The following is a 17,198-nucleotide window of genomic DNA, read 5'->3' as shown; positions in this document are numbered from 1 at the left end:
GCCCCGCCCCCGCAGCGTGGGACGCGACGACGCGGACACGTCGGGAGCTCACCCGCGACACGTGGGGGCCGGTGCGGCCGGGCGTGGGGGGAGGAGAGCGGCCGATATGCTGGGTGACGTGGTCATCCGTCGGCGCTCCGTGACGGCGCTCGCCGGCGGCGTCGGGGGAGCCAAGCTCGTCCAGGGTCTGGACGCCCTGGTGGACGACCTCACCGTCGTGGTCAACACCGCCGACGACGCCGAGATCTACGGCCTGTCGATCAGCCCCGACCTGGACACGGTCATGTACACCCTGGCCGGGATCGCCGACCCGGTGGCCGGCTGGGGCGTGGTCGACGAGACCTACACGACCCTGGAGGCGATGGCCGCCCTGGGGGAGCGAACCTGGTTCACCCTGGGGGACCGGGACCTGGCGACCCACGTCGTGCGGTCCGCGCGGCGGCGCGCCGGGGTCCCGCTCTCCCACGTGACGGCCGGCCTCGCCTCCGCACTCGGGGTCCGGGCCCGCCTGCTGCCCATGACCGACGACCGGGTCGCGACGATGGTCGACACGGCGTCCGGCCGGTTCGACTTCCAGGAGTACTTCGTCGGCCGCCGGCACCGCGACGAGGTGGTGGGTATCGAGCTGGACGGGATCGAGGACGCCGCCCCCGCGCCGGGCGTCCTGGCGGCGCTCACCGAGGCGGACGTCGTCGTCCTGGCGCCCTCGAACCCCTTCGTGAGCATCGGCCCGGTGCTCGCGGTGGCCGGTGTCCGGCAGGCGCTCGCGGGCACGTCGGCACGCCGCATCGGGGTGAGCCCGATCGTCGGCGGTCAGGCGCTCAAGGGCCCGGCGGCGCAGATGCTCGCGAGCCTCGGGCACGAGGTCTCCGCGCTCGGGGTCGCGCGGCTGTACGTCGGCCTGGTCGACGTCTTCGTCCTCGACGGGGCCGACCGGGCGCTGGCGGGCGCGGTCGAGGACCTCGGGATGCAGGTCCTGGTGACCTCGACGGTCATGCGGGAGGTCGAGGACCGGCGTCGGCTGGCCGCCGAGGTGCTCGCCGCCGCCGACACCACCCGGTGACCGGACCGGTAGGCCGGTCGGGCGTCCCGACCGTGGCGGTAGTCCCGCTCCGGGACGGCACGTCCGGCAAGTCACGGCTGGCCGGCGCTCTGGCCGGACCCGACCGCGCAGCGCTGGTCGTCGCCCTCGCCCGGCACGTGGTGGCGACGCTGGTCGCGGCCGACGACGTCGACCGGGTGCTGGTCGTCACCGCGGACACCGACTTCGCGCGGACCGCGCTGTCCGGGGTCCACGGTCCCGGGCGGGTGCTGGAGGTGGTCGGGCAGCCGACCCGCGCGGCGGGCCTGGACGCGGCCGTCGACGCGGGACGTGCCCGTGCCCTGCGCGGTGCGGCGGCGGCGCGCCTCCTGGTGATCCACGCGGACCTGGCGGCGCTCACCAGGGACGACGTCGCCGCCCTGCTGGCCGCCGGCGGCGGCGTGACCCTGGCGCCGGACCGGGCCGGGACCGGGACCAACGCGCTCGTGCTGGACCCGGCCGGCGCCGGGTTCACGTTCCGGTTCGGTCCGGGCAGTGGTGCGGCGCACCGGCAGGAGGCGGTCCACCGGGGACTGCCGGTGAGCGTGGTCCGCCGTCCGGGTACGTCGGTCGACCTCGACACGGTCGGCGACTGGCACGCGCTGCCCGCCGGCGTGCGTGCGCGGCTGGCCGCCCAGGTGCCGGCGATGGCCGACCTGCACCCGGGGACGCCCGCCGCGCCGTGATGCGATGGGCGCGCGGGGGCGTCAGCCGCCGTGCTGCTCGCCCTCCTGCTCACCGTGCTGCTCGCCGTGGTCCGGCTGGAGCGCCCCGCTCCGCTCCACCGGGTGCCAGCCGCCCCGGTGGACCACCTCGTCCGCGGGGCGTCGTGGGCGGCGGGTCGCCGAACCGCCGGCCGTCTCCGTGGGGTGCCGGTGGCCGATGGTGAGGGCTCCCACCGGGGCCAGGTCCGCCGGGACCGCGAACTCCCGGCGCAGGTGCGCGACGCGGTCCGCCGGGATGCCGAAGAAGCACGCGCCGAGACCCTCGTCCACGGCCCCGAGCAGCACGAGCAGCGACGCCATGCCGGCGTCGACGTGCCAGTACGGCACCGACCACGGCAGGTCGGCGCGACCCTCGGCGGCCCCGGGTACGCCGCCCCGCTCGCCCGCGGCTGCCTTGTCGCGTTCGGCGTACCGGCGGCGGTACGCCGCCTCGCTGGACATCGGCACGACCACCACGGGCGCCGTCGTCATGCCCCGCAGCCACCGGCCGGGTGCGGCGGCCCGCTCGGGCGGCGTCGTCGCCGTCCAGAACCGGGCGACGTCGGCCGGGGTGTCCAGCACGAGGAACGCCCAGCCCTGGCTGAACCCGGCGCTGGGGGCCCGCTGCGCGTACCGGAGCAGGCGGTCGACGACGGCCGGGTCGACCGGGTCGGGGGAGTAGCGGCGCACCATCCGACGACGGTGCACGACCTCGGCCAGCTCCACCGGTCAGGCCGGGACGGACGGCAGGGCGGACGGGCTCGTGGCGGCGAACGCCAGGACCGGCCGGTCGGTCACCGGGTGGCGCAGCACCGTGGTGGTGACGCCGTAGACCGGGTCGATGACCTCCGGCACCAGGACGTCCGCGACCGGGCCGGCCGCGACGACCCGCCCCCGGGAGAGCAGGACGACGTGGTCGCAGTGCGCGGCGGCGAGGTTCAGGTCGTGCAGGGCGACGACCGCCGTCGAGCCGGCGCCGGCGGAGCCCTGCACCAGCCGCAGCGCCGTCAGCTGGGCCTGGATGTCCAGGTGGTTGGTCGGCTCGTCGAGCAGCAGCAGGTCGGCCTCCTGCGCGAGCGCGCGGGCCAGGTGGACGCGCTGCCGCTCCCCGCCGGACAGCGTGCCGAACCGCCGGTCCGCCAGCGCGGTCAGCTCCACCGCGGCCAGGGCCGCGTCGACGGCGGCGACGTCGGCGGCCGAGTCCACGGCCCACCGCGAGCGGTGCGGCGTCCGTCCCAGCGCCACCGCGTCACGCACGGACAGGTCCACCTCGGTGCGGGCGTCCTGCTCGACCAGCGCGACCCGGCGGGCCCGGTCCCGGGGCCGCAGCGCGAGCAGGTCGACCCCGCGCCAGCGGACGGTGCCGGCACCGGACGCCCGCCCCGGCAGCGAGCCGCCGACGCCGGCGACGAGCCGCAGCAGGGTGGACTTGCCCGAGCCGTTCGGCCCGAGCAGTCCGGTGACGGTGCCGACGGGCACGGTGAGGTCGACGTCGTCCAGGACGACGGTGCCGTCCACCCGCCACGCTCCGCCGCGCACCTCGAGGGTCACGACGCAGCCCGCCGACGTCGCAGGATCCAGGCGAACACCGGCGCCCCGATGAACGCCGTCAGGACGCCGACCGGGAGCTCGCGGGGGGCGAACACCGACCGGGCCAGGGTGTCGGCCCAGATGAGGAAGGTCGCGCCGGCCAGCGCGGACAGCGGCAGCAGCAGCCGGTGCCGGGCACCGACCAGCAGCCGGGTGGCGTGCGGCAGGACGAGGCCGATGAACCCGATCGACCCGCTGACGGCGACCATGCCGCCGGTGAGCAGGGCGACCCCGGTGAGCATGACCCACCGGGTCCGGCGCACGTCGACGCCGAGCGCGGCTGCGGAGGTGTCACCGAACGCGAACGCGTCCAGCGTGCCGCCGGCGGAGGCGAGCATCGTGCCGACCACGAGCAGGGCGGCGCCGGCGATGAGCACGCTGGTCCACGTCGCCCCGCCGAGGGAGCCCATGAGCCAGCTGAGGATCTCCCGGTAGGAGTCGCCGGTCGACGACCAGAAGATGACGAACGACGTCGCCGCCGCGCACAGCTGCGCGACCGCCAGCCCGGCGAGCACCGTCCGCGTGGGCGTGAGGGCGCCGAGGGAGCCGGCCAGCGTCAGCGTCGCGACGAGCGCACCGGTCGCGCCGAGGAATGCGGCGGCCGGCAGGGCCACGCCGACCCCCAGGACGAGCACCCCGACCGCGCCGAGCGACGCACCCGAAGACAGCCCCAGCAGGTAGGGGTCGGCGAGCGGGTTGCGGGTCAGGCTCTGCATGACCGCACCGGCCAGGGCCAGGCCCGCCCCGACCGCACCGGCGGTCAGCACCCGGGGCAGGCGCATGTCGAACACGATCGCGTCCCGCAGCTCGGTCAGCGGGGTGGTGCCCAGGCCGGCGTGCGAGGCGACGGACCGCCACACCTCGACCGCGCTGATCTGCGCCGGGCCGACCGTGATGGCCAGGACGACCGAGGCGACCAGCAGCAGCGCCGCGCCGACGAGCAGCGCGGGTGCGGACACCGGGCGGCGACGACCGTCGGGGCGGCCGGGGGCACCCGCGACGGGGGCGTCCGGCTGGCCGCCGGCCGGGTGCGCTACGTCGCGGGTCTCGGTCCGGTCCGCAGCCCGGTCCGCGGCCGGGGCGCGCGCCGGGGCGGGGCCCGGACGCGTCCCTCCACGGCGTGGTTCGGTGGTCTGGGTCATGGCGTGACGTCCAGCGCGGCCAGCTGGTCCGCGAGGTCGTGCACGGCGTCGACGTTGCGCACGCCCGCCTCGGTCGCCGCGAACGGGACGACCAGGTAGCGACCCTCACGGACGGCGGTGAGCCGAGCGGTCGCGGGGTTCGCCTCGAGCAGCGCGATCTTGCTCTCGGCGGTGTTCCACGCGGCGTCGACCAGGACGATGACGTCGGGATCGTCCTCGACGACCTGCTCGAACCCGAACGCGGTCCAGGTGTCGTGGACGTCGCCCGCGATGTTCTCCAGGCCGACCGCGTCCATGATCATCTGCGGTGCGCCGATCCCCGCCCCGACGTACGGGACGTCGGCACCGGAGGAGTACCACAGCGCGGTCAGGCCGCGTGGGTCGGGGGTGACCTCGGCCAGCCGTGCGCGCTGCTGGTCGACGAGCTCGGCCGCGGCCTGGGGGGCGCCGAGCAGACGCCCGGCCTCCTCGATCTCGGCGAAGACGTCGTCGAACGTGAGCGGGTCCGGCTGGTAGCCGGGCGTCTTGCAGGCCGACGGCGACACGTAGGAGTCGACACCGAGATCGGCCAGCGCGTCACGCTCGCCCGCGCTCTCGGTCGAGAAGCTGCTCTCCCACCCCGCGTAGACGAGGTCGGGCTCGAGCGTCAGGACGGCCTCGGGCCCCGGCGCACGGTCGGAGATGACCGGCAGGTCGGCGGCGGCGTCGGCCAGGTCGTCCGGCGGGGGGCCGTCCAGGAACGACGCCCCCACGATCCGGTCGCCGAGGCCGAGGGCGAGCAGCATCTCCGTGGTGCTGGACTTGATCGTGACGATGCGCTCGGGCGGTGACTCCACGGTGACCTCGAACCCGCAGTTGTCGACGGTCACCGGGTACACCTCGGTGGTCGCGGCGGCCGCGCCCGGGTCGGAACCGGCCGCTTCCCCGCCGGCCGTGCCCGGGTCGGTGGACGTGGCCGGGTCGACCGCGCTGCACCCACCGCCGAGCAGCAGGGCGCCCAGCGCTAGGGCGAGCGGGAGCCGACGACGGGCGTGCGGGTTCGGCGGGATGGGCGGCATGGGGGCTCCGAGGGTCAGGTGGGTGTCATCGCACCGTGGTGCGTCGGACCAGCTGCCCAAGTCGGAGCAAGCACACGGGGCCAAAGCCGACCCCGGGATCCCGATGTCCTTTTCTACCGCACGTTCGACCGCACCGGCTCACCGGGCGGGCGAGGGTGCCGCACCGCAGAGGGTGCGGCACCCCTTCGTGCCCCGGGCGGTGCCCGCCGTCAGGAGCCCGAGCCGCCGAGCCGCGCGGCCAGCAGAGCCTTGCCCCGCTCGGCGCCCTTGCGGCTCTCCGCCTGGGCCCGGGTGAAGAACTCCGCGAGCTCCGTGTCGCCCTCACGCTGGGCGTCCTGGATGTAGGTCTGCAGCCGCAGCACGTTGCTCAGGCACTGCTCCACGAACCAGATGATGTTGTAGTCCTTGTCGGTCGTCCCGGTCAGGGCGCCGGTCTCGCCGTCGATCGCCATGGAATGCCCCTCCGTCGTCGGAATCTGCGGACAGCGGCGCGCGGTGCGCGTCACCGTCGACGGTACGACCGTGCCCTCGCGCCCGACCACCCTCGGCCGCCCGCGGCGCTCAGTCGTCGTCGCCGTCGTCGCTGCCGCCACCGCGTCGACCACTGCCGTCGTCGTCGGTGCCGCCCGTGCCGGTGGCGTCGTCGTCGGCGGGCTCGTCCTCGCGGGTCACCTCGGGCACGCCGCCCACGCACTCCGCCCGCACGCGGGACTGCGTACCGGCGCGGCTGAACCGCACCTCGAGCTCGGTGGGTCCGGCCTCGTCGACCCGGACGGTCCAGCCATCGAGCGGGATCGCGTCGACGAGCCCGACCCGGGTGTCGGCGCACACCGCGCGGAGCTGGCCACCGGTGACGTCCCAGACCCGCACGACCGGTGCGTCCTCCGCCGGCACCGTCCCCCCGGCAGAGGGCGACGCGTCCGTGGGGCCCGGCGGGGCGCCGGCGTCGGTCGGCCCGGGTGTCGGCACCGGTCCCGGGGCTGCGGGTGCGACCGCCGGCGGCCCGCCCGGAGCGACGGCTGCGTCGCCTGCTGCGGCACGCTGGTCGGCGAGCCGCTCGGCGGCCTGCGCCTGGGACAGGACCACACCCGCCTCCTGCCCGGGCGCCGCACCGATGAGGGCGACCGCCGACCAGGCGACGCCACTGGCCGCGGCGGTCGCCAGCAGCCACGCGGCCACGTGCCACGGCGCACGACGGCGCCCGGCAGCCCGGGCCGGGTGCGACGCGTCGTCGGGCGCGGAGGAGGTCACGCGGCCATGGTCCCGCACCGGGGTGTCAGCGCACCGTTAAGGCGATGGCAAGGTTCGCACCCGTCCGGGGGACGTGCCCCGCACGGCGGGAGGGATGCCCTAGCGTCTGCCCCGTGGCCGATGTCCTGGTCGTCGAGGACGACGCGATGATCCGCACGGCCCTCGTGCGGACGCTGTCGGCGCGCGGGCACTCGACCATGACGGCGCCGTCGGCGCTCGACGGGCTGCAGAGCCTCGTCGCGCACCGGCCGGACGTGGTGCTGCTCGACCTCGGTCTGCCGGACCTCGACGGAGGCGCCCTGCTCGCGATGATCCGGGCCGTGAGCGACGTCCCGGTGATCGTGGTCAGTGCACGCGACGACGGCGCGGGCATCGTCGCCCTGCTCGACGCAGGAGCGGACGACTACCTGGTCAAGCCGTTCGCCGCCGACCAGCTGGAGGCACGGATCCGAGCCGTCCTCCGGCGCGCCGACCCGGGCCGACCGACCGGGCCCCTCGTGGTCGGCGGGCTCACCATCGACACCCGCGCCCGCACCGTCGAGCTGGACGGGGCAGCGCTCGACCTGAGCCCCAAGGAGTTCGACCTGCTCGCGCACCTCGCCGCGCGGGCCGGTGAGGTGGTGCCCAAGCGGGAGCTGCTCACCCAGGTGTGGAACCAGCCGTACGGGGGCGCCGACCGGACGGTCGACGTCCACCTGCACTGGCTGCGCCGCAAGCTCGGCGAGTCGGCGGAGGCCCCGCGGTACCTGCACCGGGTGCGCGGCGTGGGGATCAAGCTCACGCCACCGGCATGAGGCGCATCCTGGTCCGGTACGGGCTGGCGATGACATCCGTCGTGCTGGTCGCGTTCCTCGTCCCGCTCGGCCTGCTCGCCCGCACGCTGGCCCACGACCGGGCGTTGGACGGGGCCCGGGCGGACGCCCAACGGGTCGCGGTCTTCGCGAGCGGGGCGCCCGAGGACCGGGTGCGTCTCGAGGCCGAGCTGCTCGCCGTGAACGACAGTCCCCGGCGGACCACGGTGTTCGCCTCTGACGGCAGCGTCATCGGGCCGGACGCGCCGCGGTCGCCCGCGGTGCAGCTGGGCGGGCTGGGCACGGCGGCCGCGGCCCGGACCGACGGCGGCACCGAGGTGGTGCTGCCCGTCGCGGGCTCGTCCGGTGTCGCGGTCGTCCGCACGCTGGTGCCCGACGCCGAGCTCGACCGCGGCGTCGCACGGGCGTGGCTGGTGCTGGCCGCGGTCGGTGCGGTCCTGCTCGGGGGGACCGCGCTCGCGGGCCGGCGACTGGCGACCCGGTTGTCGCGCTCGGTGCTGGAGCTGTCGGAGGTCGCCGGTCGGCTCGGCGCCGGTGACCTCGACGCGCGGGTCCAGCCGTCCGGGCCGCCGGAGGTCGCCACGGTGGGACGCGTGCTCAACGGCCTCGGCGCGCGGGTCGCAGGGCTGCTCGCGGCCGAACGGGAGCTGGTGGCGGACCTCTCGCACCGGTTGCGGACCCCCATCACCGCCCTGCGGCTCGACGTCGACCTGGTCGAGGACCCCGGGACCCGCGCTCGCCTGGGGGACCACGTCGACGAGCTCGTGCGCGCGGTCGACGACATCGTGCGCACGGCGCGTCACCCCGAGGGAGCCGGCCCGGCGACGTCCGACGTCGCCGGTGTCGTGCGGGACCGTGCGCGGTTCTGGTCCGTGCTGGCCGCCGCCCAGGAGCGGCCGCTGCGGACGCGGGTGCCCGAGGTGCCCGTCCACGTGCCGCTGGCCGACGCCGTGGTCGGTGCGGCGCTCGACGTGCTCGTCGACAACGTGTTCAGCCACACCCCGTCGGGGACGGGGTTCGCGATCACCGTGCACGTCGGCGCACGGGCCGGGGGACCGGCCGGCCCGCCCGTCGTCGAGGTCGTCGTCGAGGACGACGGTGTCGGGTTCGCCGAGGAGCTGGCCGAGCGCGGACGCAGCGGCGGCGGCTCGACCGGGCTCGGCCTGGACGTCGCGCGGCGGGCCGCCGAGGACGCCGGCGGTCGCCTGACCGTCGGCCGGTCGGCGACCGGGGGCGCGCGGGTCACGCTGATGCTCCCGACGGCTTAAGGGAGTCTTGACGGTCGCTTGGCGCCGCCCTCACGGGGCGGCGGCGACGGTGGTGGTCGACGCGGAGGCCGCGTCGCACCGCACCTGAGGAGACGATCACCATGAGCACGACCCGCCGTTCCACCCTCGCCCTGGTCGCCGGAGCCCTGCTGGCGGGAGCCGGTGCCGGCGCCGCGGCGGTGGCCGCGACCGCCCCCGGCGTCGCCAGCACGAGCGTCTCGGTGCCGTCGGCGGCAGTGCCCGCCGTGGACGCACCGCGCCCCACCCCGTCGCCGTCCGGGACGCCGGGGACCGGTGACGCCGACCCGGCCCCGACCCCGTCGGCGAGCCCGTCGGTGGGCCCGTCGGTGAGCCCGGGGGTCACCGACCCCACCGCCGTGCCCAGCCCGAGCGCGACTCCCGACGACCACGGCGGTGACCGTCCGGCCGGCGTGTCCGACGACCGCGGGTTCGGCGACGACGGTGGTGACCGTCCGGCGGGGGTGTCGGACGACCGCGGGTCCGACGACAACGGTGGTGACCGTCCGGCGGGGGTGTCGGACGACGGCGCGGGGGACGACCGGATCGGCCGCCACAGCGGCGACAGCGGTTCGGGACGCCACGGCGGCGAGGGCGAGGCAGGTCACCACGGTGACGACAGCGACGACGACGACAACGGGCGGGGTGGCGACGACAGCGGACGGGGCGGCGACGACGACGGCGACCGCCGCGGGCGCGGGTCGGACGACGTCAACGACGACCACTGAGCCTGGACACCCCGGCATCCCGCAGGTCGGCGCCACCGCGACCGGGCACCCACGACTGGACGCCACCACGACTGGACGCCACCACGCAGGCCCATGCGTGGTGGCGTCCGCCGTCGTGCGGTGCACCCACCCCGGGTCCCGGTCAGCCTGCGGTCACCGGCTGGGGGTCGTCAGTCGACGTCCCGCCGCGGCACGCCGGTGCGGAGCTGGGCCAGGAGCGTGTCGACCACCCGGGTCGTCCGCAGGGCGCTGGCGCCGGTGCTCGGGCACTCGCCCCGTCCGGTGAGCGCGTCGACCACGGTCTGGATCAGTGGGAGCTGCACCGTGGCCGGGTAGGGCGCGTCGATCTCCCGCGTGCCGGCCGTGGTGGTCAGGCGCAGCGGCTCCTGCCCGAAGACGGAGAACTCCAGCGACCCGGCCGTCCCCACGAGGTGGACCGTGTCCACGGACTCGGCGGCGTCGAACAGCCACAGGCCGGTCCCGTGCACACCGGAGGCGAAGGTGAAGGTGGCCGCGACCAGGTCCTCCGGGGTGTTCGCCGCAGCGCCGTCCTTCGCGGGTCCGTCCGCCGCGCCGGAGTGCGGTGCCCGGTCGGCCGTCGCATCAGCGCCGGCCGCCCCGCTGGAGCGGCCCGCCGCCTCGGAGCGGGACGCCACGCCCGAGCAGCTCGTGACCGGGCCGAGCAGGTGGTCGAGCAGGTCCAGTGTGTGCGACCCGAGATCGACGAACAGCCCGCCGCCGGACACCTCGGGCCGCAGCCGCCACGGGACCACGCCGTCGGTGAAGGACGGCGCCGGCTGGAGCTGACGCACGGTGACCGCCCGCGGGGTGCCGATGGCGCCGTCGGCCAGCAGGCGTGCCACGGCGGTGAAACGCGGCATGGCCCGCCGGTAGTAGGCGACGAAGAGCGGGACACCGGCGCGCTCGCACGCAGCGACCATGGCTTCGCACTCCGCCGCCGTCCGAGCCATCGGCTTCTCGACGTACACGGGCTTGCCTGCGGCGGCCGCCCGGATCGCGTAGTCGGCGTGCGCGTCCGGCGGCGTGGCGACGTAGACGGCGTCGACGTCGGGGTCGGCGAGCAGGGCGTCGGCGTCGTCGTACCAGCGGGGGACCCCGTGCCGGCGCGCGTAGTCGGCTGCCCGGGCGCCGTCCCGCCTCATCACCGCCACCAGCTCCGAGCCGTCGGCCTGCTGGAATCCGGGACCGCTCTTGACCTCGGTGACGTCACCCACGCCGATGATGCCCCAGCGGATCGGCGGGGTCAGCGCTGCACGTGTCATGGCAGGACGGTAGTGGCCGCGCCCGGCACGACGCCGGGCGCGGCCCGCCGGGCGACGCCTCCCCGGGGACGCGGCGCCGCCCGACCGCCGCTCAGACCGGCAGGTGGGTCGCCCACCACCGGAGCACGTGCTCGAAGCGCTGGACGCGGTGGCGCGGCCGCCCCGACCGCGTCAGCTCGTGGCCCTCGCCCGGGAAGAGCAGGAGCTCGGTGTCGACCCCCCGGCGCTTGAGCTCGACGAACCATCGCTGGCCCTGCTCCACCGGGCACCGCCAGTCGTTCTCGGAGTGGATCACGAGCGTCGGTGTGCGCACCTCGCCGACGTGCGCCATCGGCGACTGCGCGGCGAGCGCCTGCGCTGCGTCGGGCGTGTCATGGTCGCCCAGGTACTGCAGCCCGAAGAACCAGCCGATGTCGCTCGAGCCGACGAAGCTCACGGGGTCGAGGAATCCCCGCTCCACGATGGCCGCCCGGAATCGCTGGGTGCGGGTGGTGAGCCAGGCGGTGAGGTAGCCGCCGTAGGAGCCGCCCATGACGCCGGTGCGCTCGGGGTCGAGCGCCAGGCTGGGGTCGGCGATGGCGGCATCGAGCAGGGCGAGCACGTCGTCGGTGTCCACCGTGCCGAAGCCTCGCTGGATCGCGGTGCCGTGCGACCGGCCGTAGCCGGCCGAACCGCGCGGGTTGCCGAGGACGACGGCGTAGCCGGCCTCCGCGAGGACCTGGACCTCGTCGAACAGGGCGTGGGTGTACTGGGCGTACGGGCCACCGTGGATCATGAGGATGACGGGGTGGGGTCCCGCGCCGTGCCGCTCGGCATCGGGCAGAGCCACCCAGCCGTGGACGGGGTAGCCGTCGGGAGCCGTCGCGGTCAGCTCGCGAGTCGGTCGCACCCGGCCGGTGGCGCGCAGGTCCGCTGACAGGTCGGTGAGCCGGGTCGTCGTCCCCGAGGCCGGGTCCACGGCCAGGACGTCGCCGGCCGAGTCGGGTCCGGCGGCTGCCACGACGACGCGGCTCCCGTCGGACGACGCGGCGACGCCGTGCACCACGGCTGGCGAGTCGACGAGGACGCGCCCGGCCGGGGCGTCCCCGGGGTCGACGTCGGGGGCGACGTCGGACGGGAGGGCGACGAGGACGACGGCGCCGCGGCGCTGGTCCGCGACCAGCACCTCGTCACCCGCCACGGCCAGCAGGCCGGGCAGGAGGTCGACGGCGTCGACGTCGGTGCGTCGCTGCGGCCGCGTGCTCCCTGCGTCGTCGGCGGACGCCAGCGCGGCCGGCAGGTCAAGGACGAACAGGCCGGTCTGGGATGCGACGAACTCGAGTCCCGTCGGGCCCTGGTCGGACGCGAGCATCCACAGCGTGCGTCCGTCGTGGGACGGGAGCACGGTGTCGACCGCGAGGGTCGACGTGCCGCCGGCGTCGGTGAGGGGGCGCGGAGTGCGCGGACCGTCCGTTCCCGGACGGGCGTCGACCACGACGGCGTCGCGCAGCAGGTCGTCCTCGCGGCTCTCGTGGACGGCAGTGACTGCCACGAGGTGGTCGCCGTCCGGCAACCAGCGGTGCGCGCCGACGTCGGTGTCCCCGGCCGTGAGCGCCACGGGCTCGGGCAGGTCGCCCGGGAGCGCGTCCCGCGGCACGTCGACCAGGAACAGCTGCTGGGGACGATCGCGGACGAAGCCGACACCGTCGCCGCGGTAGCGGAACGTCGTGATGTGCCGGGGCGGCTCCGCGCCCGGGTCGCCCCCGGCGACGTAACGGTCGTCGGCCGGGACCCGCGCGAGGTACGCGACCCGGGTGCCGTCGGGGGAGAAGCGCGGCTCGGACACGCCCAGCGGCGCGTCGGTCAGCCGGACGGGCTCGCCGCCGGTGGCCTCGACGACGTGCAGCTGCGGCTTGCCCTTGACCTCCGCGCGCAGGAAGGCGACCCAGCGGCCATCGGGGGAGTACGTGGGAGACGTGTCCCGGTGCCCGCGGGTCAGTCGCGTCGGCGGGGCTGAGCCGTCCGCGGGGACTCGCCAGAGCTGGCCGGTGTACTCGTCGGTCTCCGGGTCCGGCGACGTGACGGACATGACGACCGTCGTGCCGTCCGGGCTGAGGGTGGGAACGCCAGGGGTGCGCAGCAGCGCGACGTCAGCAGGGATCACGGGATCAACCTACGGCGCACCGGGGACATGCTCGACCGCCCTGCACCTCGTCGACACCCGGGAGAGGGGCACCGACATCACCCCGCTCAGCGACCCAGGTGCTCCAGCCGGCGTCGTTGCCCGTCCAGGTACGGCCGCGCGCGCCGCTGCCCCCCTCGTTCGACGATGGCCGTCTCGAGCCGTGCCAGCGTGACCGCCAGGGCCCCGACGTCGGCGGGCCAACCGCGCCGGAGGCACTCCTCGAGCCACTCGACCGGACCCTGGTGGCCGCGTTCACCGTTGCACCGACGGCACGCCGCGACCTCGTTCTCGCGCCACGACGGGCCGCCTTTGACCCGAGGGACGACGTGGTCGGTCGTGGGCGGCACCAGCGGCGAGAACCGGCGTCCGCACCAGAAGCAGCGCCCGTCCTGGTTCTCGACGGCGGCCCGCAAGCGGTCCGCGCGTGGGCGCGACGTCGACGCGGCGGCCGACGGAGCGACACCGGACCTCTCCACCGCGCGGCGTGACGGGGACATGGCCTCATCCTGCGGCGCACCCGGCGGGGCGGCTCGTCGACGGCGGTGTCGGTGGCGGGTGCGACAGTCGTCGCGTGACCATCCACATCGGCACCTCGGGGTGGAGCTACGACCACTGGCACGGCGAGCTCTACCCCCATGGCGCGCCGCCGCGGGACCGACTCGGTCACTACGTGCAGCGTTTCGCCACCGCAGAGCTCAACGCCAGCTTCTACCGCTGGCCGAAGGACGCCGCGTTCGCGCGGTGGCGACGCGTGCTGCCGCCGGGTTTCCTGCTGTCCGTCAAGGCGCCCCGTGGCCTGACGCACGCCAAGCGGCTGTACGCCCCGGAGGTGTGGGTCGACCGCATCGCGGCGGGGTGGCACGAGCTCGGGGATCGGCGGGCCGTGCTCCTGGTGCAGCTGCCTCCCACCTTCGTGCGGGACGACGCCCGGCTGGACTTCTTCCTCGGGCGGCTTCCGTGGTGGATCCGCGTCGCGGTCGAGCTGCGCCATCCCAGCTGGGACCACGACGACGTGCTGCGGATCCTGGAGCGACACGGGGCGGCGCTGTGCGTGATGAGTGGGGCCCACCTGCCGTGCCGGCTGCGAGCGACCGCCCCGTTCGTGTACGTGCGTCTGCACGGTCCGGACCGCGAGCACCTGTACGCCGGGTCCTACCCCGACGAGGACCTGCGCTGGTGGGCCGACCGGCTGCGCGAGTGGGGGAGCAGCGGTCACGAGGTGTTCGCCTACTTCAACAACGACGGCGACGCCCACGCCGTCCGGAACGCATCGACGCTGGCGCACCTGCTGGCCCGCTGACCACCCGGACGAGCCGGCCTCGCCGTGCATCTATTGACAGCCATCGATACATACTGGCATCCTCACGGATATCGACACTGATCGATCCCCACTCGACCACCGAGGAGACGACGATGGACCCGGACCTCTACCTCACCGCCTTCCGCCACGAGCGCGCCGACCTCGAGCGGCGGCGCGGCCACCGCCGGAGCGCATGGGAGCGTGCATCCGGCGACGGGGGCCGCCCCGCCCCGGCGCCGCGGCCGACCGTGGCGTCGCTCGCCGCGGCCGTGACGTCGTGGGCGGCCGGCCACCGCCGTCAGCTGCCCGCGTCGTCCCCGGGGCCGGAGTGCTGCCTCGCGGTGTGACGCGGCGGCGCCCACCCTGCCCGGGCGTCCACCACGCACAGTGTCTTCACAGACTTCTCCCAGTCGACGCCGAGGCGCTGGCTCCATGCTCACGGCATGAGCACACCCGCCGCCGCCCGCGAGCCCCTGACCCGGCCGGACGGCTCTCCGATCAGGGCCCTCGTGGTCGACGACGAGCCGTCGCTCGGTGATCTGCTGTCGACGGTGCTGCGCTACGAGGGATGGTCGGTGCAGACCGCGGTGAACGGTCAGTCGGCGATCCGGTCGGCGCGCTCCATCCCGCCGGACGTCATCGTCCTGGACGTCATGCTGCCCGACCTGTCCGGTCTGGAGGTGCTGCGTCGGATCCGCACGCTGTACCCCCACGTGCCCGTGCTGTTCCTCACGGCCAAGGACGCCGTCGAGGACCGGGTCGCGGGGCTGACCGCGGGCGGTGACGACTACGTGACCAAGCCCTTCAGCCTCGAGGAGGTCGTGGCGCGGCTGCGCGGTCTGCTGCGGCGCGCGGGCGCGACGGCGGTGGCCGAGGACAGCGCGCTCGTCGTCGGGGACCTCACCATGGACGAGGACAGCCACGAGGTGACCCGTGGCGGGTCCCGCATCACGCTGACCGCGACCGAGTTCGAGCTGCTGCGGTTCTTCATGCGCAACCCCCGGCGGGTGCTGTCCAAGGCGCAGATCCTCGACCGGGTCTGGCAGTACGACTTCGGGGGTCAGGCGAACATCGTCGAGCTGTACGTCTCCTACCTGCGCCGCAAGGTCGACGTGGGACGGGCGCCCATGATCCACACCCTGCGCGGCGTGGGCTACGTGCTCCGGCCGGCCGAGGCTGCGGAGGCCAGCTCGACCGCGTGACCGCGTCATGGCCCGAATCGTTTCGATGGGACACTCTGCGGGTGCAGACGAGCGAGCCCACCGTCCCCACCGCAGCCGCGCCCTCCGCGTCCGCCGCCACTCCCGCCGTCCGCACGGCAGGCACGGTGCCGCGCTCCGCACGGCTGGCGATCCTGCTGGGCGCGTTGGCGTTCCTGCCCGCGGCGACCACGGACATGTACCTGCCGTCACTGCCGGACGTCGCCCGGGACCTGGGCACGACGTCGGCCGCCGCTCAGCTGACGATCAGCTGCGTCCTGATCGGCGGCGCGCTCAGCCAGCTGTTCATGGGTCCGCTGTCGGATCGGCACGGTCGTCGGCGCCCGGCGGTGCTGGGGTTGTCCGCGTACGTCGTGGTCGCGCTGCTGTGCGTCGTCGCCGGGTCGATCGGGCAGCTGGTCGCGCTGCGCGTCCTGCAGGGCGTGGTCGGCGCGTCGGCGTCGGTGGTCGCGATGGCGGTCATCGGGGACCGGTACTCCGGTGCGGAGGCCGCCCGGCTGATGTCGAAGCTGTGGATCGCGATCGCCGTCGCGCCGATCCTGGCCCCGCTGGCCGGCACGTTCGTCGCCGAGCGGTGGGGATGGCGGGCGGTGTTCACGGCGCTGGCGCTGCTCGGTGCGGTGCTGGCCGTGGCGGTGGCGCGGTCGCTGCCCGAGACGCTCCCCCCGGACCGGCGGATCCAGCACGGGTTCACCGCCTCGCTCGGCGGCTACCGAGACCTGCTGCACGACCGCCAGTTCCTGTCCCTCGCGCTGCTGCCCGGCCTGGGGCTCGCGGTGATCATGAGCTATGTCACCGGCTCGCCGTTCGTGCTGCAGGGCGAGTACGGCCTGACGGCTCAGCAGTTCGCGCTGCTGTTCGGCCTGGGCGCGACGTCGATGGTGGTCGGCTCCCAGGTCAACGCCTCGCTCGTCCGCCGGGTGGGGCCCGTGCGCCTGCTGCGCGTCGGCCTGCCGGCGACCGTCCTGAGCACCGCCGTGCTGCTCGCCGTGGCGGCCACCCACGCCGGGGGCGTGGTCGGGCTGATCGTCCCGCTGTGGTTCACGGTCGCCCTGCTGGCGTCCGTCATCGCCAACGCCTCGGCGCTGGCGCTGTCACGGCACCCCGAGCGCTCGGGGACCGCGGCCGCCGTGATCGGCTGCCTGCAGGGCGCGCTCGGTGGCGCGGTGAGCCCCCTGGTCGGCCTGCTCGGCGGCACGGGCGTCGCCATGGCGGGGGTCATGCTCGCGGCCGCGGCGGCGGGGGTCCTCGTGCTGGCACTCGGCACGCCGGCCTACCGCGCGGACGGCCAGGCGGCTCTCAGCACCGTCGCCCGGACGCCGTGACGCCCGGACCGCGGTGGCGGTCCGGGCGTCGCCTCATGCAGTTGGTCGACGGCGGCTCCTCGGGACCCGGCGCGGCCGTCAGCCCGCGGGCCGTCACCCCGGCGCAGCCGTCAGCCCCGCGGACGATCAGTCGAGGGTCACCTCGGCCGTCGTGGTGCCGGCCGTGCCGAGGGTGACGCTGCCGGTGGCGCCGGCGGCGGTGACGTGGTAGTCGCCGAGGAAGCCGGTGACTGGTACCTGGCCGTGGGTGTCGG

18 protein-coding genes are annotated in these 17,198 nt (G+C 75.6%); 9 read left to right on the top strand and 9 right to left on the bottom strand.

The genetic code is table 11. The features are described from left to right. The first annotated feature begins 118 nt into the window (after positions 1–118). Both cofD and cofC read left to right on the top strand, forming a co-directional pair. On the top strand, positions 119–1,063 hold the full coding sequence (gene cofD, locus Q0840_RS12970) for a 2-phospho-L-lactate transferase (protein WP_298459986.1): 945 nt from the start codon (positions 119–121) through the stop codon (positions 1,061–1,063). A 32-nt stretch (positions 1,064–1,095) separates the two neighbouring features. Continuing rightward, complete coding sequence (gene cofC / locus Q0840_RS12965) at positions 1,096–1,767, top strand: 2-phospho-L-lactate guanylyltransferase (RefSeq protein WP_298459984.1); 672 nt, start codon at positions 1,096–1,098, stop codon at positions 1,765–1,767. A 21-nt stretch (positions 1,768–1,788) separates the two neighbouring features. Here the strand turns inward: cofC and Q0840_RS12960 are convergent, their stop codons facing one another. The 6 genes from Q0840_RS12960 to Q0840_RS12935 all read right to left on the bottom strand — a co-directional run bounded on the left by Q0840_RS12960 (position 1,789) and on the right by Q0840_RS12935 (position 6,826). Further along, a complete protein-coding gene (locus Q0840_RS12960; protein WP_298459982.1) occupies positions 1,789–2,478 on the bottom strand; it encodes a nitroreductase family protein in 690 nt (229 codons plus the stop codon). Between the two features lie 36 nt (positions 2,479–2,514). After that, positions 2,515–3,336: an ABC transporter ATP-binding protein gene (locus tag Q0840_RS12955; RefSeq protein WP_298459980.1), complete on the bottom strand. Its 822-nt coding sequence runs from the start codon at positions 3,334–3,336 to the stop codon at positions 2,515–2,517. After that, positions 3,333–4,334 carry a putative F420-0 ABC transporter permease subunit gene (locus tag Q0840_RS12950; protein WP_298459978.1) on the bottom strand — a complete coding sequence of 334 codons (1,002 nt, stop codon included), beginning with the start codon at positions 4,332–4,334 and terminating at the stop codon, positions 3,333–3,335. The genes Q0840_RS12955 and Q0840_RS12950 overlap by 4 nt, the downstream gene beginning before the upstream one ends. A gap of 179 nt (positions 4,335–4,513) precedes the next feature. Further along, a complete protein-coding gene (locus tag Q0840_RS12945; protein ID WP_298459976.1) occupies positions 4,514–5,575 on the bottom strand; it encodes a putative F420-0 ABC transporter substrate-binding protein in 1,062 nt (353 codons plus the stop codon). Between the two features lie 209 nt (positions 5,576–5,784). Then, positions 5,785–6,027, bottom strand: a complete 243-nt coding sequence (locus tag Q0840_RS12940) for a hypothetical protein (protein WP_298459975.1) — start codon at positions 6,025–6,027, stop codon at positions 5,785–5,787. A 109-nt stretch (positions 6,028–6,136) separates the two neighbouring features. Then, positions 6,137–6,826 carry a hypothetical protein gene (locus Q0840_RS12935; protein WP_298459973.1) on the bottom strand — a complete coding sequence of 230 codons (690 nt, stop codon included), beginning with the start codon at positions 6,824–6,826 and terminating at the stop codon, positions 6,137–6,139. Between the two features lie 113 nt (positions 6,827–6,939). On the opposite strand from Q0840_RS12935, the gene Q0840_RS12930 reads away from it, so the two are divergent. The 3 genes from Q0840_RS12930 to Q0840_RS12920 all read left to right on the top strand — a co-directional run bounded on the left by Q0840_RS12930 (position 6,940) and on the right by Q0840_RS12920 (position 9,652). Beyond that, positions 6,940–7,620, top strand: coding sequence for a response regulator transcription factor (locus Q0840_RS12930; protein ID WP_298459972.1), 681 nt, complete (start codon positions 6,940–6,942; stop codon positions 7,618–7,620). Then, a complete protein-coding gene (locus tag Q0840_RS12925; protein ID WP_298459971.1) occupies positions 7,617–8,906 on the top strand; it encodes an ATP-binding protein in 1,290 nt (429 codons plus the stop codon). The genes Q0840_RS12930 and Q0840_RS12925 overlap by 4 nt, the downstream gene beginning before the upstream one ends. 101 nt (positions 8,907–9,007) lie before the next feature. Beyond that, positions 9,008–9,652 carry a hypothetical protein gene (locus tag Q0840_RS12920; RefSeq protein ID WP_298459970.1) on the top strand — a complete coding sequence of 215 codons (645 nt, stop codon included), beginning with the start codon at positions 9,008–9,010 and terminating at the stop codon, positions 9,650–9,652. Positions 9,653–9,822: 170 nt separating this feature from the next. Here the strand turns inward: Q0840_RS12920 and Q0840_RS12915 are convergent, their stop codons facing one another. The 3 genes from Q0840_RS12915 to Q0840_RS12905 all read right to left on the bottom strand — a co-directional run bounded on the left by Q0840_RS12915 (position 9,823) and on the right by Q0840_RS12905 (position 13,596). Continuing rightward, positions 9,823–10,935, bottom strand: a complete 1,113-nt coding sequence (locus Q0840_RS12915; protein ID WP_298459968.1) for a Gfo/Idh/MocA family protein — start codon at positions 10,933–10,935, stop codon at positions 9,823–9,825. Positions 10,936–11,026: 91 nt separating this feature from the next. Beyond that, positions 11,027–13,078 (bottom strand): S9 family peptidase, encoded by a 2,052-nt coding sequence (locus Q0840_RS12910; RefSeq protein WP_298459967.1) that lies wholly within the window; start codon positions 13,076–13,078, stop codon positions 11,027–11,029. Between the two features lie 86 nt (positions 13,079–13,164). Further along, on the bottom strand, positions 13,165–13,596 hold the full coding sequence (locus tag Q0840_RS12905) for an HNH endonuclease (protein ID WP_298459966.1): 432 nt from the start codon (positions 13,594–13,596) through the stop codon (positions 13,165–13,167). Between the two features lie 74 nt (positions 13,597–13,670). On the opposite strand from Q0840_RS12905, the gene Q0840_RS12900 reads away from it, so the two are divergent. From Q0840_RS12900 to Q0840_RS12885, 4 genes are all read left to right on the top strand, one after another. Then, positions 13,671–14,399, top strand: a complete 729-nt coding sequence (locus Q0840_RS12900; protein WP_298459965.1) for a DUF72 domain-containing protein — start codon at positions 13,671–13,673, stop codon at positions 14,397–14,399. A gap of 113 nt (positions 14,400–14,512) precedes the next feature. After that, positions 14,513–14,746 (top strand): hypothetical protein, encoded by a 234-nt coding sequence (locus Q0840_RS12895; RefSeq protein WP_298459964.1) that lies wholly within the window; start codon positions 14,513–14,515, stop codon positions 14,744–14,746. Between the two features lie 96 nt (positions 14,747–14,842). Beyond that, on the top strand, positions 14,843–15,601 hold the full coding sequence (locus tag Q0840_RS12890) for a response regulator transcription factor (RefSeq protein WP_298459963.1): 759 nt from the start codon (positions 14,843–14,845) through the stop codon (positions 15,599–15,601). 41 nt (positions 15,602–15,642) lie between these two features. Then, positions 15,643–16,944, top strand: coding sequence for a multidrug effflux MFS transporter (locus Q0840_RS12885; protein ID WP_298459962.1), 1,302 nt, complete (start codon positions 15,643–15,645; stop codon positions 16,942–16,944). Positions 16,945–17,198: the final 254 nt, after the last annotated feature.

It is taken from the genome of uncultured Cellulomonas sp. (genome assembly GCF_947494015.1).
Taxonomy (GTDB): Bacteria; Actinomycetota; Actinomycetes; order Actinomycetales; family Cellulomonadaceae; genus Pengzhenrongella.
This window is presented reverse-complemented; position numbering and strand designations above follow the sequence as displayed.

What these genes read in the sequence shown, in the direction of transcription:
- Q0840_RS12940 (WP_298459975.1), bottom strand. Translation starts at nt 6,027, where the DNA reads ATGGCGATCGACGGCGAGACCGGCGCCCTGACCGGGACGACCGACAAG.
- Q0840_RS12920 (WP_298459970.1), top strand. Translation starts at nt 9,008, where the DNA reads ATGAGCACGACCCGCCGTTCCACCCTCGCCCTGGTCGCCGGAGCCCTG.
- Q0840_RS12895 (WP_298459964.1), top strand. Translation starts at nt 14,513, where the DNA reads ATGGACCCGGACCTCTACCTCACCGCCTTCCGCCACGAGCGCGCCGAC.
- Q0840_RS12945 (WP_298459976.1), bottom strand. Translation starts at nt 5,575, where the DNA reads ATGCCGCCCATCCCGCCGAACCCGCACGCCCGTCGTCGGCTCCCGCTC.
- Q0840_RS12915 (WP_298459968.1), bottom strand. Translation starts at nt 10,935, where the DNA reads ATGACACGTGCAGCGCTGACCCCGCCGATCCGCTGGGGCATCATCGGC.
- Q0840_RS12890 (WP_298459963.1), top strand. Translation starts at nt 14,843, where the DNA reads ATGAGCACACCCGCCGCCGCCCGCGAGCCCCTGACCCGGCCGGACGGC.
- Q0840_RS12925 (WP_298459971.1), top strand. Translation starts at nt 7,617, where the DNA reads ATGAGGCGCATCCTGGTCCGGTACGGGCTGGCGATGACATCCGTCGTG.
- Q0840_RS12905 (WP_298459966.1), bottom strand. Translation starts at nt 13,596, where the DNA reads ATGTCCCCGTCACGCCGCGCGGTGGAGAGGTCCGGTGTCGCTCCGTCG.
- Q0840_RS12960 (WP_298459982.1), bottom strand. Translation starts at nt 2,478, where the DNA reads ATGGTGCGCCGCTACTCCCCCGACCCGGTCGACCCGGCCGTCGTCGAC.